The 26,333-nt window shown below is 66.7% G+C and carries 20 protein-coding genes; 9 read left to right on the forward strand and 11 right to left on the reverse strand.

Annotation, left to right across the window (positions count from 1 at the left end):
* Positions 1–11: 11 nt before the first annotated feature.
* From BM083_RS20240 to BM083_RS20260, 5 genes are read right to left on the reverse strand one after another with little or no spacing between them, the layout of a single operon-like run.
* Positions 12–1,049: an AAA family ATPase gene (locus BM083_RS20240; RefSeq protein WP_177197723.1), complete on the reverse strand. Its 1,038-nt coding sequence runs from the start codon at positions 1,047–1,049 to the stop codon at positions 12–14.
* On the reverse strand, positions 1,042–1,926 hold the full coding sequence (locus BM083_RS20245) for a DUF7502 family protein (protein ID WP_245756958.1): 885 nt from the start codon (positions 1,924–1,926) through the stop codon (positions 1,042–1,044). The genes BM083_RS20240 and BM083_RS20245 overlap by 8 nt, the downstream gene beginning before the upstream one ends.
* Complete coding sequence (locus tag BM083_RS20250) at positions 1,923–2,561, reverse strand: hypothetical protein (protein ID WP_089872080.1); 639 nt, start codon at positions 2,559–2,561, stop codon at positions 1,923–1,925. The genes BM083_RS20245 and BM083_RS20250 overlap by 4 nt, the downstream gene beginning before the upstream one ends.
* Positions 2,558–4,942 (reverse strand): vWA domain-containing protein, encoded by a 2,385-nt coding sequence (locus BM083_RS20255; protein WP_089872082.1) that lies wholly within the window; start codon positions 4,940–4,942, stop codon positions 2,558–2,560. The genes BM083_RS20250 and BM083_RS20255 overlap by 4 nt, the downstream gene beginning before the upstream one ends.
* Positions 4,942–6,756, reverse strand: coding sequence for a DUF7408 domain-containing protein (locus BM083_RS20260; protein WP_089872084.1), 1,815 nt, complete (start codon positions 6,754–6,756; stop codon positions 4,942–4,944). The genes BM083_RS20255 and BM083_RS20260 overlap by 1 nt, the downstream gene beginning before the upstream one ends.
* 525 nt (positions 6,757–7,281) lie before the next feature.
* Here BM083_RS20260 and BM083_RS20265 point away from each other — a divergent pair.
* The 4 genes from BM083_RS20265 to BM083_RS20285 all read left to right on the forward strand — a co-directional run bounded on the left by BM083_RS20265 (position 7,282) and on the right by BM083_RS20285 (position 13,679).
* Positions 7,282–8,907, forward strand: a complete 1,626-nt coding sequence (locus BM083_RS20265) for a BGTF surface domain-containing protein (RefSeq protein WP_143085781.1) — start codon at positions 7,282–7,284, stop codon at positions 8,905–8,907.
* Positions 8,908–9,492: 585 nt separating this feature from the next.
* Positions 9,493–12,384 carry an HVO_2072 family ArtA-dependent S-layer glycoprotein gene (gene csg / locus BM083_RS23695; protein ID WP_281244249.1) on the forward strand — a complete coding sequence of 964 codons (2,892 nt, stop codon included), beginning with the start codon at positions 9,493–9,495 and terminating at the stop codon, positions 12,382–12,384.
* 264 nt (positions 12,385–12,648) lie between these two features.
* On the forward strand, positions 12,649–13,026 hold the full coding sequence (locus BM083_RS20280; RefSeq protein WP_089872092.1) for a hypothetical protein: 378 nt from the start codon (positions 12,649–12,651) through the stop codon (positions 13,024–13,026).
* A gap of 32 nt (positions 13,027–13,058) precedes the next feature.
* On the forward strand, positions 13,059–13,679 hold the full coding sequence (locus tag BM083_RS20285; protein ID WP_089872095.1) for a PGF-CTERM sorting domain-containing protein: 621 nt from the start codon (positions 13,059–13,061) through the stop codon (positions 13,677–13,679).
* Positions 13,680–13,707: 28 nt separating this feature from the next.
* On the opposite strand, the gene BM083_RS20290 is transcribed toward BM083_RS20285, so the two are convergent.
* From BM083_RS20290 to BM083_RS20310, 5 genes are all read right to left on the reverse strand, one after another.
* Complete coding sequence (locus BM083_RS20290; protein WP_089872096.1) at positions 13,708–14,496, reverse strand: DUF7519 family protein; 789 nt, start codon at positions 14,494–14,496, stop codon at positions 13,708–13,710.
* A complete protein-coding gene (locus tag BM083_RS20295; protein WP_089872099.1) occupies positions 14,433–15,695 on the reverse strand; it encodes a DUF58 domain-containing protein in 1,263 nt (420 codons plus the stop codon). The genes BM083_RS20290 and BM083_RS20295 overlap by 64 nt, the downstream gene beginning before the upstream one ends.
* Positions 15,692–16,285: a DUF7269 family protein gene (locus BM083_RS20300; protein ID WP_089872101.1), complete on the reverse strand. Its 594-nt coding sequence runs from the start codon at positions 16,283–16,285 to the stop codon at positions 15,692–15,694. Before BM083_RS20300 ends, BM083_RS20295 begins: the two co-directional genes overlap by 4 nt.
* Before the next feature lie 2 nt (positions 16,286–16,287).
* Entirely contained in the window at positions 16,288–17,103 is an 816-nt protein-coding gene (locus BM083_RS20305) for a DUF4129 domain-containing protein (protein ID WP_089872103.1), read from the reverse strand.
* A gap of 99 nt (positions 17,104–17,202) precedes the next feature.
* Positions 17,203–18,774: a BGTF surface domain-containing protein gene (locus BM083_RS20310; RefSeq protein ID WP_089872105.1), complete on the reverse strand. Its 1,572-nt coding sequence runs from the start codon at positions 18,772–18,774 to the stop codon at positions 17,203–17,205.
* A gap of 323 nt (positions 18,775–19,097) precedes the next feature.
* Between BM083_RS20310 and BM083_RS20315 the strand changes: the two genes are divergently transcribed.
* Together BM083_RS20315 and BM083_RS20320 are read left to right on the forward strand one after the other, a co-directional pair.
* A complete protein-coding gene (locus BM083_RS20315) occupies positions 19,098–19,565 on the forward strand; it encodes a DUF6789 family protein (protein WP_177197725.1) in 468 nt (155 codons plus the stop codon).
* 290 nt (positions 19,566–19,855) lie between these two features.
* Positions 19,856–21,061 (forward strand): glycosyltransferase family 2 protein, encoded by a 1,206-nt coding sequence (locus BM083_RS20320; protein WP_143085782.1) that lies wholly within the window; start codon positions 19,856–19,858, stop codon positions 21,059–21,061.
* Positions 21,062–21,075: 14 nt separating this feature from the next.
* Here BM083_RS20320 and BM083_RS20325 read toward each other — a convergent pair whose 3' ends face one another.
* Entirely contained in the window at positions 21,076–22,227 is a 1,152-nt protein-coding gene (locus BM083_RS20325; protein WP_089872107.1) for a glycosyltransferase, read from the reverse strand.
* A gap of 87 nt (positions 22,228–22,314) precedes the next feature.
* Here BM083_RS20325 and BM083_RS20330 point away from each other — a divergent pair, with 87 nt between their 5' ends.
* From BM083_RS20330 to BM083_RS20340, 3 genes are read left to right on the forward strand one after another with little or no spacing between them, the layout of a single operon-like run.
* Positions 22,315–23,478, forward strand: coding sequence for a polysaccharide pyruvyl transferase family protein (locus tag BM083_RS20330; protein WP_089872109.1), 1,164 nt, complete (start codon positions 22,315–22,317; stop codon positions 23,476–23,478).
* Positions 23,475–24,407 carry a lysylphosphatidylglycerol synthase transmembrane domain-containing protein gene (locus tag BM083_RS20335; RefSeq protein ID WP_089872111.1) on the forward strand — a complete coding sequence of 311 codons (933 nt, stop codon included), beginning with the start codon at positions 23,475–23,477 and terminating at the stop codon, positions 24,405–24,407. The genes BM083_RS20330 and BM083_RS20335 overlap by 4 nt, the downstream gene beginning before the upstream one ends.
* On the forward strand, positions 24,404–26,272 hold the full coding sequence (locus BM083_RS20340) for a glycosyltransferase family protein (RefSeq protein ID WP_089872113.1): 1,869 nt from the start codon (positions 24,404–24,406) through the stop codon (positions 26,270–26,272). Before BM083_RS20335 ends, BM083_RS20340 begins: the two co-directional genes overlap by 4 nt.
* The last annotated feature ends 61 nt before the right edge of the window (positions 26,273–26,333 follow it).

Consider the following 26,333-nt stretch of genomic DNA (forward strand, 5'->3'; position numbering starts at 1 on the left):
TCTCCTTCGCCTCACAGCAGGTCGGCGACGATGGCGTCCGCCGTCGTCCCCTGGCGCTCGGCGCGGAAGTCGAGGATGAGACGGTGTCGGAGGACGGGAACGGCCATCGCCTCGATATCTTCTCGTTTCACGTGCGTCCGTCCGTCGAGCAACGCTCGTGCCTTCGCGGCGACGACGAGACCCATGCTCGCGCGCGGACTCGCCCCGAACTCGACGTGGTCGGCGTCGCGCGTCCGCCGGACGAGTTCGATGGCCGAGCGTTGCAGGTCGTCGGCGATGGGCACCTGTCGCGTGAGTTCCTGGACCTGTCGTAACTCGCCGGCCGACAACACCCGCTCGATTGGGATGTCTGGATAGAGACGCCGCGTGTAGCGGTTGACTATCTCCTCTTCGTCGTCGAGTTCCGGATAGTCGACGAGAATCTTCATCAGGAACCGGTCGGACTGCGCCTCCGGGAGCGGGTAGGTCCCCTCCTGGTCGATGGGGTTCTGCGTCGCGAGCAGGAAGAACGGCCGCGGCAACTCGTAGGTTTCGCCGCCGACCGTGACCTGTTTCTCCTGCATCGCTTCGAGTAACGCCGCCTGCGTCTTCGGCGTCGCCCGGTTTATCTCGTCGGCGAGGACGACGTTGGCGAACACCGGCCCGCGCTCGAAGACGAACTCTCGCCCGCGCTGTGTCTCGCGGATGATCTCGGTCCCCGTGATGTCCGAGGGCATCAAGTCGGGCGTGTTCTGGATACGCGAGAACGAGAGGTCCGTCACCGACGACAGCGTCCGGACCAAGAGCGTCTTCCCCAGCCCCGGATTCGACTCCAAGAGGGCGTTGCCGTCGCAGAGCAGGCAGACCAACAACTGCTCGACGACCGCCTCTTGACCGACGATTCGCTTTCCGACCTCCGTCCGAACTCGGTCGAGCGTCCGGGCGACGGCGGCGAGGTCGACGTCCTCACTGCTCACGTCGGCCGTCGGGAGGTGACTGTCACCTTCCACCGTGAACTCGCGTTCGTCGACCCATGCCTCACCGCCGTTCTCTCTCGTCTCGTCAGTCATCGTCCTCTCGTATCTCCAAGTTGTACTCGCGGATGAGGTCCGCATCCTCCAGCACCTCGCCGGGGGCGTACCCCGCTCGTTGCGCCTCGACGGTCGTGTCGCTGTCGAACCCACCCGTGTTGTAGGCGCGTTCTTCGGTGCCGCTGCCGCCGCTTCCGACGTCGACGGAGACGGGAACTTCTTCGCTCCCCGCCTGCACGTCCTCGGGTTCACCGAGCACCAACGACCCGTCACGGAGTTCCTCGTCTCCGTCTCCAGACTCCGAGGGCGGGGCGTCGCTCCCCGAACCCCCGCTCTCGCCGCCGTCGCCCCCGCCGCCGAGCGACGTGCTCACGTCGAAGTCGCTCACGTCGAGTCCGATGACAGTCGCGTGCGCCGTCAACAGCGAGAGGACGAACAGGAGGACGAGACTAACGGCTAGTCGACGACTGTTCACCAATCTCCTGCTCGACGTGTTGTGGAGTCGAGCCAACACGTCGGCGTACAGTGCGCTCGCCATCGGTCCCTTCTCGCCGCGGGCCCGCACGTCGCGGGCCGTCCGCAACGACTCGTGGACCGGCGGGTTCACCCGCTCGAAGCGCTCGACCAGCGGACGACGCACGCGAAGCCAGTAGCCGAGACTGAATGCGACGAGCGTCACCCCGGCGACGGCGACGAGTCGCACCTCACGCTCAACGGGCGACCCGGTCGTCTCCAACAGGAAGTTGGCCAGGAGTCCGGCGAGCGCCGCTTCTGCGACGGCGTGGACGAGCGCCGCCTTCTTGCCTTCGCGCCGAACCTGCCGAATCGCCGCCCCGACCTGCGTGACGGCGTCCCGTCGACTCTCGGCCGTCGTCTGACTACGGACTCGCCCCGACTCAGACACCTCGTTGCTCACAGCGGCACCTCCGCGAGGCGGCTACTCGCACTGTTACTCCGCTCGGCGGCGAGGGCGTCTTCCAGTTGTCGGATACGGTCTTGCAGGTCGGCGTTCTGCTGTTCTAACGATTGCACCTCGCCGTCCAACTGGCTGACCTCCCCTTCCAGTTGGGCGTTCTGGTCCTCCAGGTCGTCGTTGCGGTCGGTGAGCGCGTCGTTGACGTTCTCCAAGTCGCTGTTCTCGCGTTCGAGTTCGAGCCGTTGCCGTTCGAGGTCGTCCACACGGCTCTCTAACGCCGCCACTTGCGCGCGGAGTCGAACGATCTCTGACTGCGCCGCTTGGAGGCTCTCGCGGGTCTCTTCGAGGTTCCCCTCCGTCTGTCGGAGTTCGTCACCGACCTGCTGGAGGTCGCTCTGTCGGGTTTCGAGACTCTGGTTGAGTTCCGAAAGCTGGCCGCTGGCCCCTTCGAGTTCGCTCTCTCGGGCGGCGAGGCTGTCTCGTAGGGCTTCGTTCTCCGCTTCGAGTCGTTCGTTGCGTTCGACGAGTTCGTCGACGGACTCTTGGTAGTACATCGTCGCACCGGCGGTACCGACGACTGCGAGGGCGACGAGAAAGACGAACGTGAAGTTGATGGTCCGACCGATGAACGTCATCGTCCCCCTCCAATAGGCGCGCCACCGTAGTATAGGTTGAGTCTCCGTCCCGCCACGTCGACGAGGTAGACGACGAGCGCGACGCTCAGAAACACCCACGCCAGCGACTCGCGGACGACGCGCACCTTCGTCGCGCGCTCCTTCGCGAACGTCGCGATGGCCTGCCCCTCGTCCGCCGCGAACACCCGCCCGTCCGTCGTCTCGGCGACGCTCGAAAGCGTCGGGGACGGACCGAAGGCGACGTACTCGCGCTCTGCGTTCACCGCGTACTCGGCGTCGCGGAGGGTCACGAACCCTACTTCGTCGGGAACGACCGTCGCCTCGTATCGACTCTCGCTCACGCGGACGAACTGAACGTCCGGCGTAGTCGGGCGCTCGCTGCCGACGTACGTCGCCGTGACCGCCTCGCCGACGCGGGTGTCTGGCACGTCGACGACGTTCGTGACCGTCCGTTCGGGGTCGCCGATGGCCCAGTTGACCCCTTTCGTCAGCACGAGCGAGTCCGGTCGCGCGAGCAGGCCGTCGAGCGTCCCGTCGCTTCCGTACGCCGTCACCGTCAACACGCGCCCGAGTCCGTAGCGCCACGCAGCGATGGCGGGGTCGCCCGTCCCCGACGCGACGAGGTAGTCCGCCCCGGGGCGGACGCTCACGTCGTGGCTCTCCGATGGGTTGGACTGCAGCGTCACGCCCGAGGTGACGAAGTGCGTGTCGTCGACGACGGTCAGTACGTTCGACGAGAACGGACGCGACTCGTCTCGGAAGAGCAGTCGAAGACGGTTCGTCTCGTCGGCGCGAACGTACGCGCCGCCGGTCGTCTCCGCGACGATGCGCAGGAGCGACTCGTCTATCTCACTGCCGACGCCGACAGCGATGACCCGGGTGTCCCGCGCGGCGAGTCGGTCGGCCGCCGCGAGCGTCGTCGGCGTCTGCCCGATACCGTCCGAGATGAGGATGACGCTGCCGCCCTCCTCGCCGAGGAGGTCCGCCGCGCCGACGAGGCCCGCACCGATGTTGGTCCCGCCCCCGGCTTGGAGTCGTCTGATAGTGTCCTCGATGGACGCGCGCGACGTACCCAACGGGGCGGGTTCGGAGACGAGGTAGGCGGCGTCGTTGAACGCGACGACGCCCACGCGTTGGTCGTCGCCGAGTTGGTCGAGCACGTCGAGCGCGAGCGCCTTCTGGACGCGCATCCCCGACGACGCACTCCCCGACACGTCGACGAGCAGGACGATGGTCGCCGCGTCGTCGTCGCCCGCCTCGCCGGACTGGACCGGGAGCATCCCGCTGAGCGGCGAGGTGTCGTAGCCGCCGTTCTCGAAGGCGTTGCGCCCGCCGACCACGACCAGACCGTTGCCGTCGATGACGAACCGCTGGAGTGCGGCGACGTCGCCGAGGTCCTCGGCGGCGACGTCCTGTATCACGACGGCGGTGTACGGGCTGAGGTCAGACGGGACCGACTCCGCCCGCGTCACGTCGTAGAGTTCGTCGAGTAGGGTCGCGAGCGGGTACTCGCCGCGCGAGACGTACAGCACCGCCGGACGCTCGACCACGCGAACCGAGTGTCTGTACACGTCGTTCTCGGCGTAGACGTCGTCGCCTTCGAGCGTCGCGACGACGCGGTGGTCACCCGTCGTCTCGAACTGGTGGGTGAACTCGACTGCCTCGTCTTCTTCGCTGACCGCCTGACTCAGGACCGTCCGGCCGTCGACGGTGACGGTCACCGTTCTCGACTCGCCCTCGCCGACGCCCGTCACGCGCACGAGGAAGGCGTTCTCGACGCCGACGCTCGTCTTCGGCGGCCCGGCCACGCTGACGGCGCGTTCGACGCCCGACGGTTCCAACGCGAGGACGTTGACCGTCGTGTTCGCGCCGCGGGCTACCTCCGCCGCGGCGTCGAGACTCCGGCCACCCGTCACGCGCCCGTCGGAGACCAACACGAGACTGCCGTCGGGCCGACTGTTGGCGACGACGGCCTCACCCACTCGGGAGTCCGTCCCGCGAGCGACGGTGACGACGTTGACGGGGACACCGCCCGCCTCGATGTCGCGGGCGAGTTGCGCCGTGTCGGTCGGTGTGAGCGCCATGCTGTCGGATTCGTCGACGAGCAACGTCACCTGCGGGTCGCCCGGCGTCTCGCGGACGGCGACGGCCGTCGGTCCCGCCGCGGCGACGAGCAGACAGCCGACGACGACGAGGCGCGTGAGGAACATGAGCCGACGCTCTCCTCGTTTCGCCGTCGTCGGCCCCCTCGTCTCCTGGTTAGAGCGTCGAAAGAGCAGCAGCCACAGCAGGAGTATCGCGAGCGGAATCCCGACGAGGACGAGCGGTCGGTCGAACCCCAACTCGAAGTCGAAGGGGAGCGGAATCTGGACCAGTTGCATCAGAGGTCCCCCCGGCGGCGCAGGAACAGCAACTCGCCAGCGACGACGGCCAAGACGACGGCGACGACGGCGGGCGTCAGGTCGAACGGCACCGACGCGGTGGCGGCCGTTCCGGTCGTCCCGCCCGCGACGGTTTCGCTCGTCACGAGCGGTGCCTCCACGTCGGATTCGGTGGCGTCGAGCAGCGAGGCCCCGACTCGATTCTCGTCGCCGTCGGCAGTGTAGAACCCCGCCTGCGAGAGCGGGACTGTCGTCCCCGTGAGTCGCCCACTCGGCGTCGTCACCGTCGTCTCGTCGGCGAACGTCAGGCGCTCGCCGGTCCGGTAGTTCAGGTCGTCGAGCGAGGCTCTCCCTGCCAACGAGAGTATCGCTCGTTTCCAGAACACTGGATAGAGATAGTTGAATCGGAACGCCGAGTCGCGTTCGAGGTAGCCGTAGTAGAGCACCTGTCCGCCGCCGCCGTCGCCGCTGTCGGCGACGGCGACGAGCGGCGTCCCGTCGCTGGCAGTGACGAGCGGTCGGCCGGCCGTCAACGTTCCCTCGACGTACTCGCCCTCGCTGAAGTCGATACCGTCGACGAGTGGGTCGTCTCCGACCGTCGCACTCGTCGTCGTTCCGACCTCGCGACTCGCCTCCAGCAGCAAGAGGTCGCCGTACCGGAGTTGTGCGAGGTCGTCCTGTGCGAGGACGGCGACGCCGCCGCCGTCGGCGAGCGTCTCACGGGCGAGTTCGAGGTCACCGCGGAGGAGTCGTTGTGGTTCGACGTTCGAGAAGATGACTACGTCGTACTCGCCTCGGACGGCGGTCGGCGGAGTGACGACGGTGAGGTCGACTTCGTCGACGAGTCCGAGCGCAGTGGTGAGATAGGTGTTCTCGTCGTTGGTCAAGAGGAGGACGCGGACCTGCTCGGTCCCCGGCGCGGCGACGTAGGCCACGTCGTCCGTAGCGAACGAATCACCGGGCGTGAGTCGGAGTATCCCCCCACCTGTCGGTACGTCGAACGTCTCGACGGCGACGTCGCCGGGGGCGAGTTCGATGCGTCGCTGTTCTCCTCCCTCGAACCCGAGCGTCCGTGTCGCGCTCGCGGTTCCCGCGTTTCGGACCGTCGCCGTCACGCGCCCGTCGTCGAACGAGAGGTCGACGATGCCGACGGTGTCCGTCCCGCCGTCGCGGAACTGCTGGAGTTCGACCGCTCGCCCGCTCGCGCGGGCCTCCTCAACGGCCGTCTGCCAGCCCTCGCCCGCGAAGTCGCTGACGACGACGAGACGGGCGTCTTCACTCGCGAGCGTCGCCGCGGCCGTCACCGCCGCACCGAGGTCACCGGGCGTGTCTGTCACTCGAAGTTCGCCGAGCGTTCCCCGCGCGGCCGCTTCGGACCCGTCGCGGAGGACGATTCGCGGCGTCGACTCGGCGACGACGACGGTGGTCGCCCCGCCGACCTCGTCGGTTGCGGCGTCGACAGCGCGGTCGAACCGAGTCTCTCCGCCGCTCTGCGTCGCCATACTCGCACTCGCGTCGACGACGAGCACCGTCTCTTCGGCGACGGCGGCGCTCGGTACCGAGAGGTACGGCGTCGCCAGCGCGAGCGAGACGCCGACGAGGACGACGAGTTGGAAGAGAAACAGCGCGTCCCGTCGGAATCGCTCCAGGAACCGGTGTCGCGTCGCCTGGTCGGTGTCGACGCTGAGGAACGCGAACGTCGGTAACCGAACCAGTGACGGTCGCGGGCGGAGCAGGTAGAGGAGGACCAACGGAAGTACCGACGCGAGGGCCAGCAGTCCCATCGGGGTGAGGAAGGCGTCCCCGAGTGCCATACCACCTACACGTCGCCGGAGAGCATCAATCACCGCGTCGGTTACACGGCCACCCCGACGGTCGCGTCCCACGCACTGTCGCCGTCGCCACCACCCGCTCGTCCGCCGCGAGGTGGGACACTCCCAACGACCTGTTTCGTCCCCGAGTGTCAACCGACCAGTTTGCTTGTCTCGTCACCGGCATACGAATGGCGGACGGCGACGGGGCGAGACGGAATCACGTTACAAACGTAGCGTTGTAACAGACACACCCAGCCAACGAGACGAATCTCGGGTCACAACAGAACGTTTCGGCCCGTCTCGTCGGGTGACTTCGTGTCGTGGAGAGGGGTGGCGTCTGGTGGGTGATGGATGCGAGTCGATACGTGTCGTGTTGCTCGCGAGGACGCTTTCGCAACGTCGAGATGACTCCAAAAACCGCCAGCCTGCGGCCGGTTTACCACAAGAGATATGCTCTATCTGACTGAACTACCACTCGTCTTACGCCCCGGCGGAGCCCCCGTTCCGGAGCAGAGCGTCTCGCCCATGCCGCCTTCCAGCCTCTCCACGACACTTGCCCGTCTCGCGGTCGTCGCCGTCCTCGTGTTCGCAACCGTCGTTGCGACACCGGGCGTCCTCGCCGCGGATGCGACCGTCACGTTCGACGCCGAGACGTACTCGGCTACCCGCGGTGCCATCGTCCCACTCACCATCTCGCTCGATGGTGCACAGAGCGCCACCGTCACACTCACGGAGACGACCGGCGCATACGCGGCCACCGTCACTGTCGTCGACGCCGACGAAGACGGAACGGTCCGTCTCGAACTCGACACGTTCGCCGCGGGGTCGGGCAACGACTTCCACGCGTACCGCGCCACCGACGGCGACCAACTGGTCTCGGTGACGCGTCTCACGCCCGCGCGTTCGGACCCCCTCCCGGCCGGGACGTACGCGCTCGTCGCCGTCGCAGGCGAGTCACGAGACGACGCGACGCTCACACTCTCTCCGTTCTCACTCGGCGCAGTCACCGTCGAGACGGCCCCACACGTCTACTCGCCGTTCGGTGAGACGCCAACCGTCAGCGACACCGTCGCCAGCGGCGACTGGGTTATCCTTCGGTTCGACGCACCCGGCCTGTCCGGTGTCGTCGACACCGACCGGCCACCCGTCTCGGCGCTCGTCTACGCCGACCCGAGTACGCCGCGTGCACGCTCGACGCACACCGTCCGCGCTCCCGTCGCCGACGCGCTACACGGCGTCCCACTCCGCAGTCTCGTCGTCGATTACGAAGGTGAGACCGACGCCCGCCCGTGGCAACTCACGCCCGGGGCGGACGCCGCCATCGTGGGCGTCGACCACGACAGTGACGGTACCCTCGACACCGACCTCACCGAGACGCTCGTCTCCGTCAGTACGTACAGCGACGGACGCTATCGGCTCCAGTTCGACGGAGCGTACGCTCTCGCCTCCGGTGACGAACTCGTCGTCCAGTACGAACTCCACAACCCCGATACCACCGGTTCCGACCCGGTCGCCGTCCGCATCAACGACGAGACCGAACTCGTCGGCGTAGCGACCTACGGTCCCGCCGGACAGGGGACGCTCGGTAACGGCGTGACGCTCGACCTCGTCCGGGTGGTGGACGACGAAGCAGTCCCCGTCTCGCTCGCGAACGCACACTATCGCGTCGACTTGGAGACGGAGGAACTCGTCGTCGCCACCATCGCACCCGAACTCGCCGAAGACGAGACGAGTGCCGAGTACGTCGCGACGCTCTCGGTCTCTCCGGACAGTGCGTACGCGGACGATATCGACGACAGCGTGGTCGCACGGTACACCGTCGTCCCGCGGATGGCGAGCATCGACGGTGTCTCGGACGGCACGCTCTCGGTCGACCAGCACCAGCAGCGACTCTCCGGGACGACCACCGTGGCTCCCGGCAGTAGACTCGTCGTCTACGCCGTCCGATACGACGACCCCCGCTCGTTCATCCAAGCCCGGCTAGTGACCGTCTCGGCGGACGGTTCTTGGGAGGCCGACTTCGAGTTCAGTGACATCGAACCGGGGTCCCAGTTCGACGTCGCAGTGTACGACCTCGAACGCGGTGGAATCACGGCCTCGGCTGAACTCACTCCCACCGCCGTCCCTGCCGTCGTCACGTCCGCTACGTAGCGCGGTGTCTCGCGTCCGTGTACTCGGCGTCATATCTCGCCGACTCCCGTTTTCGCTGCCGTCTCGTCGTACAGCGTCGACTCGACGAAGTTCCGTACTCGTCGCCGTTACCAACGCCGCTCGACTCTCGTGACCGGTTCGGCCACTGCCGGACACAGAAAGTATTTACCACCTCGTTCTGCTCTCGGAGAAAGTATATACCAGTCCGGGCAGTTCTTTCTCTTGCTCATACCAGTGTGAGGTTTGGACCTCACGTTGGCCCTCTCGGACGCACGGACACCGTGTCCGCAGCTGTTCGGGTCCAGCCGACCGTCGCGTCGACCGCATCTCGCGGTCGGTGTGCGGCCCTCGAACCCGTACGAGCGCATTCGACCGCTAGTCGAGAGACTAGAGAGCCACGGCTATGCGGCCGTCGGCGACGGTCAGCGGTCCCGGGTCTGACTCGACGCTCACCCGAGTGTCGAGTCCGGCATGAGCAGTTTGCACACGAAAGGGAACCAAAACACCCCAACATCGTACCGAACCCCCGCACCGCCCGTGGCAACACGAAACTCCCACACAACAGACCCAAACACAACACAGTCTATGTTTACAACAACGAACCGTAACCGAAAGATACGGGCGCTGGTCCTCGCGACCCTGATGGTTACCTCCCTCTTCGCAGGGACGGTAGCGCTGACGGGACTCGCCGCGTCACAGGAACTGCCGCCCCTCTCCGAAGCCCCCGCGGGCACCATCTTTTCACAGGTGCAACGTGGCGGCAACGCCGATGATACAGAACGCATCGGCCTGATAAAGCGTGGTAACTCCGAGAACTTCCTGTACAACCCTTCCACCGACAGAACGACCCTCAACGAAGGTGACGTGCTCGTCGTCCGCGGCGGTGCACAGCGGTTCCTCGTCACTGCGGACAGTGCTCGCACCTACGCCGGTAGTGCCGGTTTCGCCGGCCCAGGTGCGACCGTCTTCCAAGGTGAACAGGACACGTCCGCCGTCGGTTTCAACACCGAGACGCTCGTCGGTGTCGAGAACGGTGGGGCAGAAGGTGAGACACTCGACCTGAACCAGGCGATTCCGCGCAATCAGGATACGGGTATCTACTCCGACACCGGTGCCCGTGACGGGAACACCCTGACGATTCAGGAACCCCGCGTCAGCCGCTTCGAAGTGCTCAACCAGAACGGAGAGCGCATCGACGCTGGCGGCTCAATCGAGGAAGACGAGTTCGTCATCGTCCGCGCCGATACCAACTTCCTGGCTGCCGAGCGCGCCGAGATCAAGCTCGTCGACCCGGCCTCTGGTGGTGCCATCACGGACGGCCTCCTGAGCATCGACGAGGCCCGCGAACAGTTCGGTGACCGCCCGGTCTTCGACGAGATCGAAGACGACGCCGGTAACGAACTGTCCGACAGATCGCTTGGCAAAGAGGGCGACCCGGACGGACTCGACCGCTCGCTGTTCAACCCGAACATCGCCCCGGCCGACACCATCGTCCTCGTGCAGGACCTGGGTGAAGTCGAGAAGGCAGGCGACTACGAGTACGAAGTCATCAGTGAAGACGACGAACCGTTCGGTGACCTCGACGTTCGCGAGACCACCGAACTCACCATCGCCTCCTCCGACGACCCGGTTCTCAGCTTCGCCGCAGAGAACCGCTCTATCGTTCAGGGTGAGTTCGCCGAGTACGAAATCGACCGTTCGACCGCTGGCGACTACCACGTCGTCGCGCTCTCCGCAGACGACCTCCGGACGAGACCATCGGGCGACACGGACGTCGGTGAAGTGACCGACGTCTTCCGTGAGTTCAACGACGGTGGTTTCCTCTCCGGTGTGCTCGTGAACACCGGCGACGGTGAACTCGTCGCTGTCCTCGAAGACGGCCGCGTCTTCAGCAACGGCGAAGACGTGACGGACGAGTTCCCGGAACTGGCGAACGGCACTGTCCCCGGTGGTGACATCGAGGACGTCTTCACGCTCGTCGAAATCGACTCCGACGGACTGGGCATCAACCAGATCGATACGGGTCGTCTCGACGACTCCAGTATCGACCTCAACCTCTACGACGGCTTCCCGAACCCGGCCGAAGCAGTCGCTGACTACGAGACCAACGACGGCGACGACGACACCGACGAAGTCACCTTCAGTGTGGCTGAAGCGACCGAAGGCCTCGCGATTACCTCGCCCGGTGCGGCCTACGTCGCCGGTGACGATATCGACGTCGAGGGTACTGCCGACCCGGCACTCGACGCCGTGTCTGTCTACGCCCGCGACGACGGTGACTGGGAACTCATCGAAGAGCTCGACCGCGTCTCCGTCGACGCTGACGGTACCTGGGACGAGACGGACGTCACGCTCTCGCAAGTGAGCGACGTCCTCAGAGTCCCCGGCACCTACCGCATCGGTGTCATCGACTTCGAAGATGCCGATGTCGACGGTGACGGACAAGCGGACGCGACGCTGGAAACCTCCGACTTCAGCACGGGAACGAGTGTCCAGCGCGGCCTCCGCGTCACCGACCAGGCACTCGACGGCCAGATGGTGACTTACAACGGCCAGGTTGCCGTTGAAGACGCCACCATCAACGTCTCTGGTGTCGCCCCCGGTGCCGACGAAGTCGTGGTCATCTTCGTTGGTGACCGCGGTGGAATCGTCGTCAACACCGACTCGGTCGACGACGAAGACGTCTTCGACAACGAAGACACCGACCTCGCCGACGCCAACGGGACGCTCGAAGAGGGTACCACGCGTGGCTTCATCATCAGCCCCGCCCGTGACGGCGTCTTCGGCGGTGAGAACGAACGCTCGCCTGACGCGTTCGCCTCCTACGTCAGAGGACTCGAAGCACGCGGTCTGACGCAAGCGCAGGCCGTCGAGCTGATTCGACAGGCCTCTGTCGACGACGACGGTTCCGACGACCTACTCGTCGAGACCGAATTCGAGATCACCGACGCCGACACGGTCATCGACAACGTCTACGCCGAAGGCGCAGACGGCAACGCCTCGGGCATCCAACCGATTGCCCTCGGCGAGACGATGGTCATCGAAGGGACGACCAACCTCCGTCCCGACGACAACACTATCGTCCTCGAGATGATTCGCGGCCCGAGCGCCGAGAGCTTCGACGTCGGTATCGCCGAAGACTGGGGTACCGACGGCACGTGGTCCGCCACCGTGCCCGTCCCCTCGGACGCCGAGGCTGGCACGTACGCACTCCGCGCCGACGACGGTGAGACGATCACTACCGTGAACGTCGAAATCGTCGAACAGCGCGAAGAAGAGACCACGGACGAACCGACCGAAGAGACCGAAGAGCCCACGACGACGGCGACGGCCGAACCGACGACCGAAGAGCCGACGCCGACGCCCGAGCCAACGCCCGAACCGACGACCACCGACACTGAGTCGCCTGGCTTCGGTATCGCCGTTGCCCTCGTCGCTCTCATCGCTGCCGCCTTGCTGGCGATGCGTCGCCGCTAGGTCGGTAGCTCGACCTCTCGTTCGTCCCCTCATTTTTTGGCACTCGTGACCCGTAGCGAGCGCCAGCCTCGTCTACATCTGGCAAACGTATTTGCCACTGCTCCACAACATAGGGAGTATCCGTGCTCTCGGCAGCGAGCGACTGGTGACCTGTCTCGTCCCCGTCGACTACCACTGGATGTCTCGCCGGGAGGCGGAGGAGCGTCTGTCATGCGTGTTCTAAGAGCTTCGAAACGTTCGGGAGATACCAAGAATCGTACCATCGTGGTCACCCTCCTACTCGTCGGCGTCGTCGCCGGTAGCACCGTCTCACTCGCCGTGGCGGGTGCACCGTTCGCTACGCCGATACTGCTGGTGTCGGCACAGGAAGACGAGTCGACACCACTCTCTGCGACCGTCGAGACGTACGACGGACAGGTGGCCGCCGAAGACGGTGACGTCACCGTGACCGGGTCGGCGTCGACGGACGGGGACGTCGTCGTCGTCTTCGTCGGCAGTAGAGGAACCGTCGTCGCTTCGACGCTCCCCGTCACCGACGACCGCTTTTTCACCTCCATCGACCTCGACGAGATGGAGAACGGGTTCGTCGACGGCATCGTCGTCTCGCCGAGTACGTCAACACCCTCTCGGGTCGCGACCTGACACAGGACCAGATTCGTGAGGTACTCCTCGAGGTGACCGTCGACGGCGACGCCTCGGATGACCTCGCTACCGACGTCCCGTTCGTCCTGGCACAGGGCAACCTCCGTCTCACCGATGTCGTCCCCAACGGTAACCGACAGGCATCTGGCGTGCGGCCGATTGCCGCCGGTGAGACGATGCTCGTCCGCGGTCTGACGAACCGTCAGCCAAGCGGCGTCCTCGTCGAGGTGACTGTCGAGGGGCCGAACGAGACGCTCGGTCCCGTGGCTGCCGAGGACTGGGAGACGGACGGCGTGTGGACGGCCACACTCGACGTGCCGAGCGATGCCACACCCGGCACGTACACCGTCATCGCCGACGACGGCGAACAGTCCGCCGACGTCGACGTGGAAGTCGTCGCTCAGCGAGCAGAACCGACGGCGAGTGAGACGACTGGGGCGGCCGAGGACGGTGAGAGCCCGACCGCGACGGCAACGGCCACGCCGACGCCGGCGTCCACACAGTCGACGACCGACCCCACGCCGGAACCGACCCCGGAGCCGTCACCCGAACCGACGACGACCGAGACGCAATCGCCCGGCTTCGGACCGTTGGTCGGACTGGCTGGACTGTTCGGACTCCTCGTACTTGCGAGAGTTGTCCGTCGGCAGTAGCGCTCTACTCTCCGTTTCAATTCCAGTTTCAGTTTCGGAGTGCGATGCCGAACAGCACCATGGCGAGGACGAGCACGACGAACGAGGGAAACGAGAGCGTCGGTGTCCCGAGACCGCTGACGAGGAGTCCGACGGCGACGGCGACGGCACCGACGAAGAGACTCGCCGCGAGGTGTGTCAGTTCTACGCGCGTCGTCGGCGCGGTTCGGCCGAGTTGTTCGCCGAGACCGATTGCGTGTTCACCGACGTCCCACACGAGGAGCGCAGCGACGGCACCGACGAGCAGCGTCGACAGCGGCCCGAGCGACACTAACCCGCCGAGAAGGACGCTGACGAACAGGATGGAGGCGCCGACTTTGAGCAGGCGACGCGACCACCGGTCGACGACGGGGACGACGGCGACGGCGACGAGGAACGCGGCGACGGTGCCGACGAGGAGCCACACCCGGACGCCCACGTCACTCGGTTCGGTGACCGCGAGGCCGAACGAGACGGCGACGACGACCAGACCCGTGGCCGTGACCGCGTGTCCGGCTACTCCCTGATTTTTCGTCCGGAGTCCGCGGCCGAGTGCGAGCAGTGTGAGGCCGACGCCCTCGACGAACAGCGTGACCCAGACGATGCCCGAGCGGTCGAGTTCCCCCAGTACCGCAACGGCGGCGAGCGCAGTCATCGCGAGCAGGACGGCGGCCGCACCGCTGAGGCGGGCCGGGCGACGGTTGACGTCGATGGCCGTCGGTGTCGGTGTCGCCGTCACGGTTCGACCTCCGTCGCCGACGCCGAGAGCGCCGTCGCCAGCGGCGTACTCGGCCGCCACTCGACGACGGGAATCCCCACCGCTCGAAGCGCGGCGATGCAGTTCTGACGGTCCATCGCCGCGAGTCGCTGTCCGAGCGTCTCGTCGCTCGTGACGTCCGGGCTGATGACGGTCACGTGGTGGCCGTAGACTTCGAAGGTGCGGGCCGCTCTGGTGATTTCGGGGTCGCACATCGGCGTCAGTAGGATGACCTGCGTCGACGCTCCGAGACGGCCGAGGAGGGTGTCGACCTGCTCATCCAACGCGGGTTCGTCGTCGGGGTCGTGCGGCATCGCACTGAACGTCTCGTGTGTGATGAGATGCCGTCGGGCGCGGACCCGGTGTTGCGGGCCGCGTCCCGGTTCGAGCCAACAGTCGTCACAGCCGAGTGCAGCGAGACCGACGTCGTTGTGCGCGTCCAGCAACCCTTCGAGCAGGTCTTCCGCCGCGGCGACGCTGTAGGCGACACCGTGCGGTCGATTCGGCGGTGCGCGGTACGCCACTCGCCGAGCGTCCACGAGCAAGACGAGACGGGCCGACTGCTCGACCTGGTACTCGATGGTCGTCTCCTCGCGAGTGCGAGCGTAACGCTTCCAGTCGAACTGCGACAGCGGGTCGCCGTGGCGGTAGTCGCGGCTACTGTGGAACTCGATACCCTGTCCGCCTCGGTTGGTCGCAATCTTGCCGATGCAGTCGATAGTGTGGCGGCGGAGGCGGGCGTCTGCGGGAAGCGCCCGACAGACGAGTTCCGTCTCCTCGACGACGCTCGTCTCGACTTCGTACGCGCCGCTCGGGTCACGGGCGACGACGATGGTCGGTTCGAAGGCGTGCGTGCCGTGCGTCGCCTCGACGCTGTAGCTGAACTGCTGTGTCTCGCCCGGTCGGAGTGCCGTCCCGCACCGGGGTGAGCCGTCGGTGACCACCAGCGAGGCGGGGACGCCGTCGACGACGCGGAGGTCGAACAGCGGTTTCGACCCGACGTTGGTGAGACTGACCGTCACGCGGACGGCCTCACCGAAGTTCGGCGTCGGGTTGTCGACGCGGCGGTCCAGTTTCAGGTCGGGTGTCGGCGGCGAGAAGACACGCGGGTACACCGCGAAGACGACGCCGACGACGCCGACGAGGAGCAACGACGGCCGCGCGGAGAGCAGTCCGACGGCCCCGGCGAGCAGCGCGGTGCCGCCGACGCCGCGCCAGCGGTTCGTCTCGTGTTCGCTCACGACTCGCCTCCCGCGTTCGAGACGACGAGCAGCGCCTCCATCGTCCGAGACGCCTGCATTCGGAACCACGGGTCACCGCGGAGGAGCGCCGCCAACTCCGTCGTCAGCGGTGGCTGTGGCGGACGGTCGGTCCGGAGGAACGTCGCAGCGTCGTCGTCGGTCGTCCAGTCGCCGCGTTCGAGGTGGGCGAGCGCCTCCGCTCGACTGCAGTGGTCGACACGACAGAGCGTCCTGATGGCGACGTCGCGCAGGTCCGCGTGGAGTCGACGGCGCGCGGCGCGCCCGACGACGGGGACGTGTATCCGTGTCGTCGCCAGCGACTCGTCGAACTCGTCGCCGAGCGGTCGGACGGTGACGGGGCGTTCGGGGTCGGGCATCGTCGCCTGTTGGATGGTCGACGTTCGGCCCGCGTAGAACCGCCCGATGGCGGCGAGAAGACCGAGTCCGGCGACGACGGCGACGACGAGATAGTCGTTTCCGACGGCCGCGATTGCGTCGTCCAGTGCGTCTGCCGGGAGTACCGTCGTCAGTGCGACGACGAGGGCGACGAGGCCTGCCGCGCCGACGAGTCGGGTGAGACTGTCGCGCATCGTCAGTGCTCCTGTCCGTGTGCTCCGTGTCGTCGCTGCTGTGTCTCGTGAATCCGTTCGACGGCGGCGCGCACTTGGGCGACGAGTTCGTCCGTCACTGGCTGGTCGCCGTAGCGAACGCGCTGGAACGCCTCGGTGACGACGGCGACGACTGCGGGGTCGTGTCCGGCGTCGACGGCGGCGGCCGCACACTCGTCGGGCGTCTTCGACTGCTCGCGGTCGAGGCCGAGACAACAGACCATCTCGTACCACGCCCGGGCCACTTCGTTCTGACACGTGGGCGGAGTCGCGCTTCGGTCGAGTGGCTCGTCGGTCGTCTGCTCGCCGAGGCCGAGTCGGTCGAGCAACGCCGCCAACAGCGCGCGAAGTTTCTCGCGGTTCCGTCCGGCGACGACGCCGGTCACCACTGCGCCGAGCGCACCGACGACGACGAGTGCGACGAGGAGCAGACGCTGCAGGAGCCACTGCAGCCAGTCGACTTCGGGGCTGGTTCCCTGCTGGCTCTCGCTCCCGCCACCCGATTGGACCGTAGCGGCCCCTGCACCGAGTTGCTTCCGTTCCACTCGACGGTCGGACTGGCCGGTGGCCGCGTCCTCTCGCTCTCTCTCGCCGCCGTCACCGCTCGGTGCCTTCGGTTTGACGACTTCCCGTTTCAGGTCGCCGACTTCGTCTGCACCGACGGGGAGGAGGTGGGTGTCGAGGTCGACGACGTCGTTCGGGTCGGTCGTCATCGCGCCGTCCATCGCCGCGGCGCTCACGCCGAAAGCGACGACTAACGCGAGTGCGAACCCGACGTCGAGTAGTTTGTCCAATCTCATCGAATCACCGCTCTCGGGAGAGTCACACGACCTGTCTGCTGTCCGGGGCGATAATTACTCACCACACAACACGGTGTCAACAGAGTGTTTACCACCGTGTCATCGCACCCGGGAGGCGAGGACGGCGGCACCGAGCAGTACGACCAGTGCAACCAGTGCGGAGACGAGACCGAACCCGGGCGACTGACTCTGGGTCTGGGTCGCCGCTGCATCTCCGGTTCCTTCGCCACCGCTCTCACCGGTTCCCATCGCGCCGTCGCTCGTCGTGGTCGGTGCTGGTGTCGGTTCTGGCGTCGGCGTCGACGCCGACTCGGTCGTGGTCGGTTCGGCCGTCGACTCCGAGTCACTCGTCGTCGTCTCCGCGTCGTCTTCGACCGGTTGCGTGACGACGCCCGTCGCGTTCCCGATGACCTCGTCGTTCCAGACGACCGAGGCGGTCACGTTCGTGCCGTTGGGGACGTCCGAGAGGTCGAGCGACCCGTCGAACGTGCCGTCGTCAGCGACGGTGACAGTCTGACTCGTCGGCAGTGCATCCGTCTCGGTCTCGTTCGTGCTGTTGAGTTCGAGTGTCAGCCGACTGCCGGGGGCGACACTCGTCGTCCCGCGGAGCGTGGTGTTCGCCGACTGCGGGAACGTCCCGTCGGTCTGGAGCGTCGCGTCTCGGTCGACGACGGCGAACGTCGCCGAGACCGACTCGCCGTCTTCCTCGTCGGGGTCGCTGTCGGCGACGAGCGCGTTCGTCTCGTTCCGTTGGAACGTCGCCTGGTAGGCCGTGTTGGGGACGAACGTGTCCGTGTTCGTGTTCACGACGAGGAACATCGTGTCGTTGGCTTCGTCGACGACGAGCACGTTGTCGCGACTCGACAGGTCGACGCGTCGTACCTCCTCGCTCGTCTCCGGGTTCACCTCGTAGATGTCGAGCGAGAGGCCGCTGTCCTCGCCGAACTCGTCGATGCCCATGAGGTCGTGTCGGGTCGACACCTGTCCGTAGATGCCGGAGGCGTCGACTTGCACGACGAGGTAGTCGCCGGCGGCGATACGGTCCGTCTCGGTGACGGACGATTCGAGGCCGCTCTGTCCGACCTCTTCGACGAACTCCTCGCGCGTGTCGAACGAGAGAAGCCCGTAGGGTGCGGTCCAGATTCGCATCCCGTCGATGCTCCCGGCTTCGAGCGTCACCTCCATCGTGTCTTGCTCGTCGGCGAGTTCGTTCCCGTCGAGTTCCGTGCCGACGGCGACGTCGTACGTACCGACCGGGAGCGGCGACTGCGCGTCGCTCGGCGTCGTGACGTCGACGACGGTGACCTCGTCGCCGGCCGCTTCGCTCTCGTCGGTCAGGCCGACCCCGGCCGTCTCGTCGTTCATCCGCGCGTAGTGCGTGTTGAGGGTGAGGCCGACGTGGCCGTCTTCGTCGCCGTCGACGACTTCGACGAGGACGCCGTACCGGTCTTCGCGCGTCATCGAGACGTAGGCCGTCGTGGTGTTGTTCAACTCGACGTCGACGGTGACGACGTCGCCACGCTGTTCGGTGAGACTGTCCTGTGGCAGTTCGGCACTCTCGTGTTCGTCCGCTCCGACGACGCCAGTGAGTACGACACTCCCTGCGACGACCGAGAGGACGAGGAGTACGACGAGACCGACTGCCTGCGTAGTGGTGTGTTCTGCTGTCATAGTTCGCCCCATAGATGGCCCGAGTCTCCTAGCCGTTCGACGAGCGTGAGCGGGTGACTGCCGTCTAACTCGCCAACCGACCGACTCGAAGCCGCTATCCACTCGCAAGCCGGTTCTTCGCATATATATACTTTTTGTTACCGTGGCTCACGTTGTCACGTATCACGACCCTGTATGGTACGACTCTATACATCGATGTCGCTTTGTGTCCGTCGACTGGCCAGACCACCGTCTTCGCTCGGAAGACAGTCGTGTCGAACGTGCTCTCGCAAGGAGAGGTCTCAGCAACAGCTTTCCTCTCGTGTGCGAAACTGCCACTTGCTATGTCGTCAGCCACTGAGACTGCGGCAGAGGTGAATGTCACGGGCAGCGAGTGGCAAGCAGGTGTCCTCGGTGGCCTGTTCGGCGGCGCACTGATGGGTGTCTTGCTCTCGGTGTCGATGACGCCGGTCATCCAGAACGCGATTCCCGCGTTGTGGGGACTCTCCGGCGGCGTCGCTGGGTGGACCGTCCACATGGCTACCGCGGCGATTCTCGGCGTCGTCTTCGCCGCACTCTCCAAGGAGCTCCCGCAGTACTCGTCGTCGGTCGGCCAGAGTACCGCCTTGGGTGCGATTTACGGCGTCGTGCTCTGGGTCGTCCTCGCGGCGCTCGTCATGCCGGTGTGGCTCTCGGCGGTCGGGTTCGCCGGTGCGCCGTCGCTTCCGAACTTCGACCCGACGAGCCTCGTCGCGCACCTCGTGTACGGTGTCGCACTCGGTGCGACGTACCCACTCGTCCTCCGCCGTTGAGGGGTCGTGGTCACGACCATCCAACCACTCACTGGGCTTCGATACCGTCCGACGCAACGGGACATTACCGCCTCGTCCAAACAGCCCGTTCGGTGGCACATTCGCGACACTGAGACTGTTTCTGGGGCGATTCGACGGAAACGATGCTCAACTATTTACCCTCGGTGAGTTATCTGTAAAGACATGCTCAGGTGTCCCGCATCGAGCACGATTGCCTGACATTCACTATCCCCGAAACGCACTCGCGCTCGCCGGTTAGACAACTGAGCGACCATCCAGAGGAATACACGATGTCAATCTCACAGGAGGGGCAGCGAGTGTCGAGCGAAGCGGGAGAAACGGTTCACCCGTCGACACCTGTCACGCCCACCCCGTTACAACAGCCACAGGTATCGACCGACCCGGCGCTCTCCGACCCCGTCGTCACACTCGTGATGCCGACGATGAACGAAGCCGACGGTATCGCCGACTGTATCGCCAGTGCGACGACGGCGTTCGAGGCACTCGGCGTCCCCGGCGAGATTCTCGTCAGCGACAGTTCGACCGACGCGACACCGGACATCGCTCGCGCGCTCGGCGCACGAGTCGTCACGCCGGACCGTCGCGGCTACGGCTACGCCTACCGGTACGCGTTCAGGCACGCACGCGGCGAGTACGTCGTCATCGGCGACGCCGACACCACCTACGACTTCACGGAGATTCCGCGGCTGCTCACTGCGCTCCAGCGCGAAGACGCCGATATGGTGCTCGGCAGTCGATTCGACGGCGAGATTCTCCCCGGAGCGATGCCGCCGCTCCACCAGTACCTCGGTAACCCGGGGCTGACCGCCGTCTTGAACCTTCTCTATCGGAGCGACGTCTCGGACGCGCACAGCGGCTTCCGCATCCTGCGGCGTGATGCACTCGAGCAACTGGACCTCCGCTCGGAGGGGATGGAGTTCGCCTCGGAGATGATCATGGAGGCGACGGCCAAGGGACTGCACATCGTCGAGGTGCCCATCACCTACCACGTCCGGCGGGGAGAGGCGACACTCGCCAGTTTCCCCGACGGGTGGCGACACGTCCGGTTCATGTTGGTCAACGCGCCGGGCGCGCTCTTCTCGACACCGGGGACGGTCTCTGCGGCGCTCGGTATCGCCGTCGTCGCACTCGGCCTGACGGGCGTGACGCCGTCGCTCGCGACGGTGCTCCTCGGGTCGTTTCTCCTCCTCGGCGGCGTCCACCTCGTCGGCATGGCGTTCGTCGTCCGTGCGACGGGGCGGCCGATTCGCGCTCCGAACGGCCCGGTGATGCATTGGCTCGGCCGACTGTTCACCGTCGAGCGTGGCCTCGTCGTCGGGGCGACGCTCGCCGCCGTCGGCGTGGTTCCGACACTCGGGCTTCTCTCCGCGCCGGCGACGCTGTCCGCCGCGGGACTCGTCGGCCTGACACTGCTCGCACTCGGCGGGTACGTCGCCTCGGTCTCACTGTTCGTCGCCGCCCTCGAACGACGCTGAGAAGGGAAAGAACGCTACGCTACTCTTCTTGCGGTCGGTGCACCGTGTTCGCCGGCTATCGCTCGCTCGTAACTCTCGACGGTCTGTTCGGCGACGACGTCCCAGTCGTAGGCCGCCGCTGCCGTCACGCAGTCTCGACTCCCGAGGTCACGTGCCGCGTCGAGTGCCGTCGCGAACGCCGCCGGAGTGACTGAACTCACCACGCCGGTCACCCCGTCGTCGACGAGGTCGGCGGCGGCGTTCATCGGCGCGCGAACCGTCACGACGGGCGTCCCGCACGCCTGCGCTTCGAGCGCGGTGATGCCGAACCCCTCGCGCCGAGAGGGGAGCGCGAAGACGTCCGCCGCCTTCATCAGCGCGTACACGTCCGTCGAGTCGGGGAGAAACCCGCTCATCTCGACCTGTTCGCGCAGGCCGAGCGTCGCCACCAACCGCCGTATTCGCTCCTCTTCCGGCCCCTCTCCGACGATGCGACACCGCACGTCGGGGCGCTCTGCCGCGAGGCGGGCGACCGCTCGAACGAGCAACGAGACGTTCTTCTCGGGGATGAGTCGTCCCACGTAGAGCACGTCGACGTGGTCACGTGCGGGAGCGACCGCCCGAATCGCGTCGAGGTCGATGCCGTTCGGTATCAGTTCTACCGGGTCGCCGGTGAGCGCACTCGTGCGACGCTGCGTGAGCGGTGAGACGGCGACGTGGCTGTCGGCGAGTCTGCCGACGCTCCACTCGGCGGCCTTTCCGGCGACACCGGCCGGACCGAGATACTCGTCCCAGTAGTCGCCCCACACCTCGTGCCACGTGACGACGAGTGGTGTCTCGTGTCGGCGTGCGGCGAGCGCGCAGGGGAAGATTGGCAGGTACGGAAACTCCTGGAAGTCGATGACGTCGAAGCGCTCGGCGGCCAGTGGTCTCGTCAGGTGGCGGGTGAACGAGAGTGCCTGACGAATCGACCGCCGTCCGTCGACGTAGAGCGGCGTCGGCGGCGCGACGCCGTGGAGGGTGACACCGTCGTGTTCGACGACGGGCGGGCCGTCCCAGGCGTGTGCGCCGAACCAGTGAACTTCGTGGCCGTCGTCACCGAGTCGTCGCCCGAGTTCGGCGACGCGTCGTTGTATACCGCCCGGTACCCACGGATAGACTGCGTCGTAGACGTACGCGATTCGCATAGGTCCCTTCCTACGTCGGCAAACCGCATAACTCGTCTCTCTCCCACAAGCTTATACAGGTTTCCGACGTTGTATCAACGACGTTCGATGTCAGACACTCATCTCCGAGCCACGGCGTCAGTGACGACCCGTTCGGCTCCTTCCGACGCCGGGCTACCGTTCCCGTCCGTCGCCGGACACGTTCTCCTGATTGGCGGCTACGGTGCCGGAAACCTCGGCGACGAGGCGATTCTCTGCGGCTTGCTGTCGGCGGTGCCGCCGACGGTTTCGACGCTCACCGTCGTCTCACACGACCCCGCGGCGACCGTCCGTGACCACACGCCCGACACACCGGACGGCGTCGTCCTCCGCGCGATTTCGCCGACGCCGAGCGCACTCCTCACCCACCTTCGTACCGTCGACGCCGTCGTCGTCGGCGGCGGCGGCATCTTCTCACGCTACATGGGACCGTACGCGGCGAAACTCCCGCTGTTCGCGCTCCTCGTCTCGGCGCTCGGGATACCCCTCCACTGGACCGCCATCGGTGTCTACGACTCCACGCCGAGACGCGTCGTTCCGCTCCTTCGTCTTGCACTCGCTCGTTCGGACTCTCTCACCGTCCGCGACGCGGCCAGTCTCGACACGCTGACCCGGTGGGGCGTCTCGAACGCCAGACTCGTCGACGACCCGGCGACGTGGCTGTCGGCCTCGCCCACTCACGGCCGGACCGTTCTGGCCGCCGCCGGTGTCGACCCCACGCGTCCCGTCCTCGCTATCGCGGCGAGACGTGTCGTCGACTCGGCGGCGAACGACCGCCTCTTCGACGCCTACCGGTCGGTTGCGATGGCGTACCGAGCGCGCGGTTGGCAACTCGTCTACCTGCCGTTCTGTCGCCATCCCACGGAGACGGTCGAACAGGACCAGCGGGTCTGCGTCGCACTCGCCGCGCGGTGCGGCGGCACGGTGTTGACGCCGTCGACGGCCCCCGACCTCCTCGATACGGTCGCCGCCTGTGACGCACTCGTGGCGACGCGACTCCACGCGATGCTGTTCGCCCACGTCGCCGAGACGCCGTTCGTCGCCGTCGCCTACGCCACGAAAGTCCAGTCCCTCCTCGACGAACTCGGTCACGCCGACTCCGGTGTCTCGCTGACCGACGTCGACGGCGAGACGCTCCTCGCGGGACTCGACCGAGCGACTGCGAGTACGACTGCTGGTGATGGACGCGGGCACGACGAGTACGACAGAGACGAGGAGGTCGACGCGCCGTGAGTCGTCGCCGCCTCACGCTCGTCGCGCGCGTCGTCGTCACCGTCACGCTCCTCGCCGTCGTCGCACGTTCGCTCGACGGCGCGGCCGTATTCGGGACCGTCCGCCGGTTCGCACCCGAGTGGGTCCTCGTCGCACTCGCGCTCCAGTTCGCCGGTGTCGTCGCCAGCACGCTCGCGTGGCAGTCGTTGCTCGCGCCGGTCGAGGACCGCCGCAGAGACTTCGGTACGCTCTTTCGGCTCTACCTCGTCAGTCGGTTCTTCACGCTCGTCGGCCCCGGAACCGTCGTCGGCGACGCGACGCGAGTGTATCAGACCCGCCGCGACGCGGCGACCCACCGCGGCGCACTGGCGACGCCGACGGCGGCCGTCGTCGCGGAGAAGGCGCTCTACGCGGGGGCGCTCGTCGCCGTCGCGGCCGTCGCCAGTCGGTTCGTCACGCTCCCCGCATCCGCACTCGACGGTCTCCGCCTCGTCGGGGTCGCCCTCGTCGTCGGTGCAGTCGGCGTCGTCGTCGGTGCCGTCGCCGTCGACCGCATCCCGTCTTCGGGGCTCGTCGACGCGGTCCGCGGCGTCGTCGACGGCTACGCCGACCGCCCGGCCGCACTGTTCCTCGCCGGGGTGGCGAGTCTCGCTACCGTCGCCGCGACGGTGCTCTCGACGTGGGCGCTCGTGACCGCACTCGGTCTCTCGGTTCCGCACGTCTACCTCTGGGCGACGGTGCCGCTCGTCGCCGTCCTCGTCGCGCTGCCCATCTCGGTACAGGGACTCGGCGTCCGCGAGGGTGCCTACGTCTTCCTGCTCGGCTACGTCGGCGTCGCACCCGAGGCAGCGCTGGCCATCAGCGTGACGAACTTCGGTCTCTCACTCGTCGTCGCCGCCGTGGGCGCGACGTGTTACCTGGCCGGTCGACGGGAGGCGACGCCGGCATGAGCGGGTCGCTGTCCTCGCTGTTCTCGACACGGCTGTTCACCCGCCTGTTCGGTCGCACCGCGACGGTCGGCGACTACCGAACGGTCCTCGTCCTCTCGCTCGTCACGCTGCTCAACTGCTGGATCGTCGGGAGTCGTCTCCTCGCGTCGACGTTCCCGCCGAACGACTCGAAACACTGGCTGCTCCGAGCGCGGTACTACGCGGGGCTGCCGATGCCGACGTCGGAACTCCCGGGGCAGTTCGCGACCCACCCGTTCTCGATTCTCCTGCTGGCGGTCGTCCTCGTGGTCGTCGGCGTACCCATCATCGCGGCCAAACTGTGGACGCTCGGGGCGTATCTCGGGGCGACGGCGGCCGTCTACGTCACCGCCCGGGAGCTGTTCTCTCGACGTGTCGCACTCGTCGCGTACGTCGCCGTGAGCTGCGGTCAGTACCTCTACTTCGACCTCCTCTCGTGGGGCGGTATTCCGAATCTCATCGCCGTCGGCTTGCTCACGCTCGCCGTCGGCGCACTCGCTCGGGCACGTCGAACCGAGACGCTCCGAGACCGGGTACTGCTCGGCGTCGTCGTCGGGTTCGGCCTGTTCGCCCACCCGCCGAGTTCGCCGGTTCTCGTCGCAGGACTGGGCTGTGCCGGCGTGGGTCTCGCGCTCGCGACGCGCGACCACGGCGTCCTCACGCGGACGCTCGTCGACGTCGCGCTCCCCGTGACGGTGTTTCTGGTCTACGTCGCGAGCCTCTGGCAGATATTCGTCACGTACACCGACAGTACGGGTGGCCACTCCATCGTCGTCATCTGGCGGATGCTCCTCCGAAATCCACCGATGTTTCTCGCGTTCGCTATCGCACTCGCCGGTCTCCCGATTCTCTTCCTCCGGCCAGTGACCGACGACGGCGCGCCCGACGACACGACTGCGACGGAGGGACCCGGGTCCGCCGCCGTCGGCGGACTCACACTCGGGTGGCTCGTCGGCCCTGTCGTGCTCGCGGGAGTCGTCACGCTTCTCCCGTCGGTGCAGACGGAACTGGCGAGAGTGACGTACTACCTCGCCGCGCCGATGTGCGTCCTCGTCGCCGTCTACGTCGACACACTCGCCCAGGCGTTCACCGAGCGAACGGCCGATACGGATTGGGAACTTCGACTCCCCGGGGTGTCGTCGAGCGGAGTGGCCGTCGCTGTCGTCGTGTTTCTCCTCATCACGCCGGCGTTCTTCGTCTCCGTGACCTTCTACGACAACGCTCTCTCCTACTACGCTGTCGACAACCAGGAGTCGGTCCTCGCCGTCGTGCAGTGGATCGACGGGCAACAACCGTTCGAGGGGCGGGTCGCCGGGTCGTTCGGTATCGTCCCGTGGGTGAAGGCGCTGACTGGACAAGACGGGTTGACACCGACGCCAGCGTCGGGGTCGTACCGTCCGGACGAGGCGGCCGAACGCGAGGCGTTTCTGACCCTCGAACGCGTGCGGACGGAGGGTGACACACCGGAGAACCTCGCGGCCGCAAGCGCCGTCATCGAGGAGTACGACGTCCACTATCTCATCGCGCCGAACAACTGGCGAGCCAGTCGGTACGGAACACTCGGTGCCCGTGTCTACGAGACGGACGCGCTGGTAATCGTCGACTTCACCGCACCGCCAGAACGATCACAGCCACTGGCCGCCGAGTCGGACGCGAACGCTCACAACGACGGCGTGGTTTCACTCGCCGACGCACAGACGAGTGACTTCGGCGTGGGCGGGGAGACGGCCTCCGACTTCGACTGGGAAGAGCTTCGTGCAACTGTCCAGCCGCAGAGAGTGACTGGTGAGGATGAAGACGAGAACGAGAGCGAGCGGAGCCTTCCGGTCGTCCGTCACGCTCGATAACGGATTCCACTCGAACGCTGTCGCGCTCGTGGGTGCCGTTCGGTTGTCGGAGGAAAGAGTC

Origin of the sequence: Halogranum rubrum (assembly GCF_900114455.1) — an archaeon.
Lineage (GTDB): Archaea > Halobacteriota > Halobacteria > Halobacteriales > Haloferacaceae > Halogranum > Halogranum rubrum.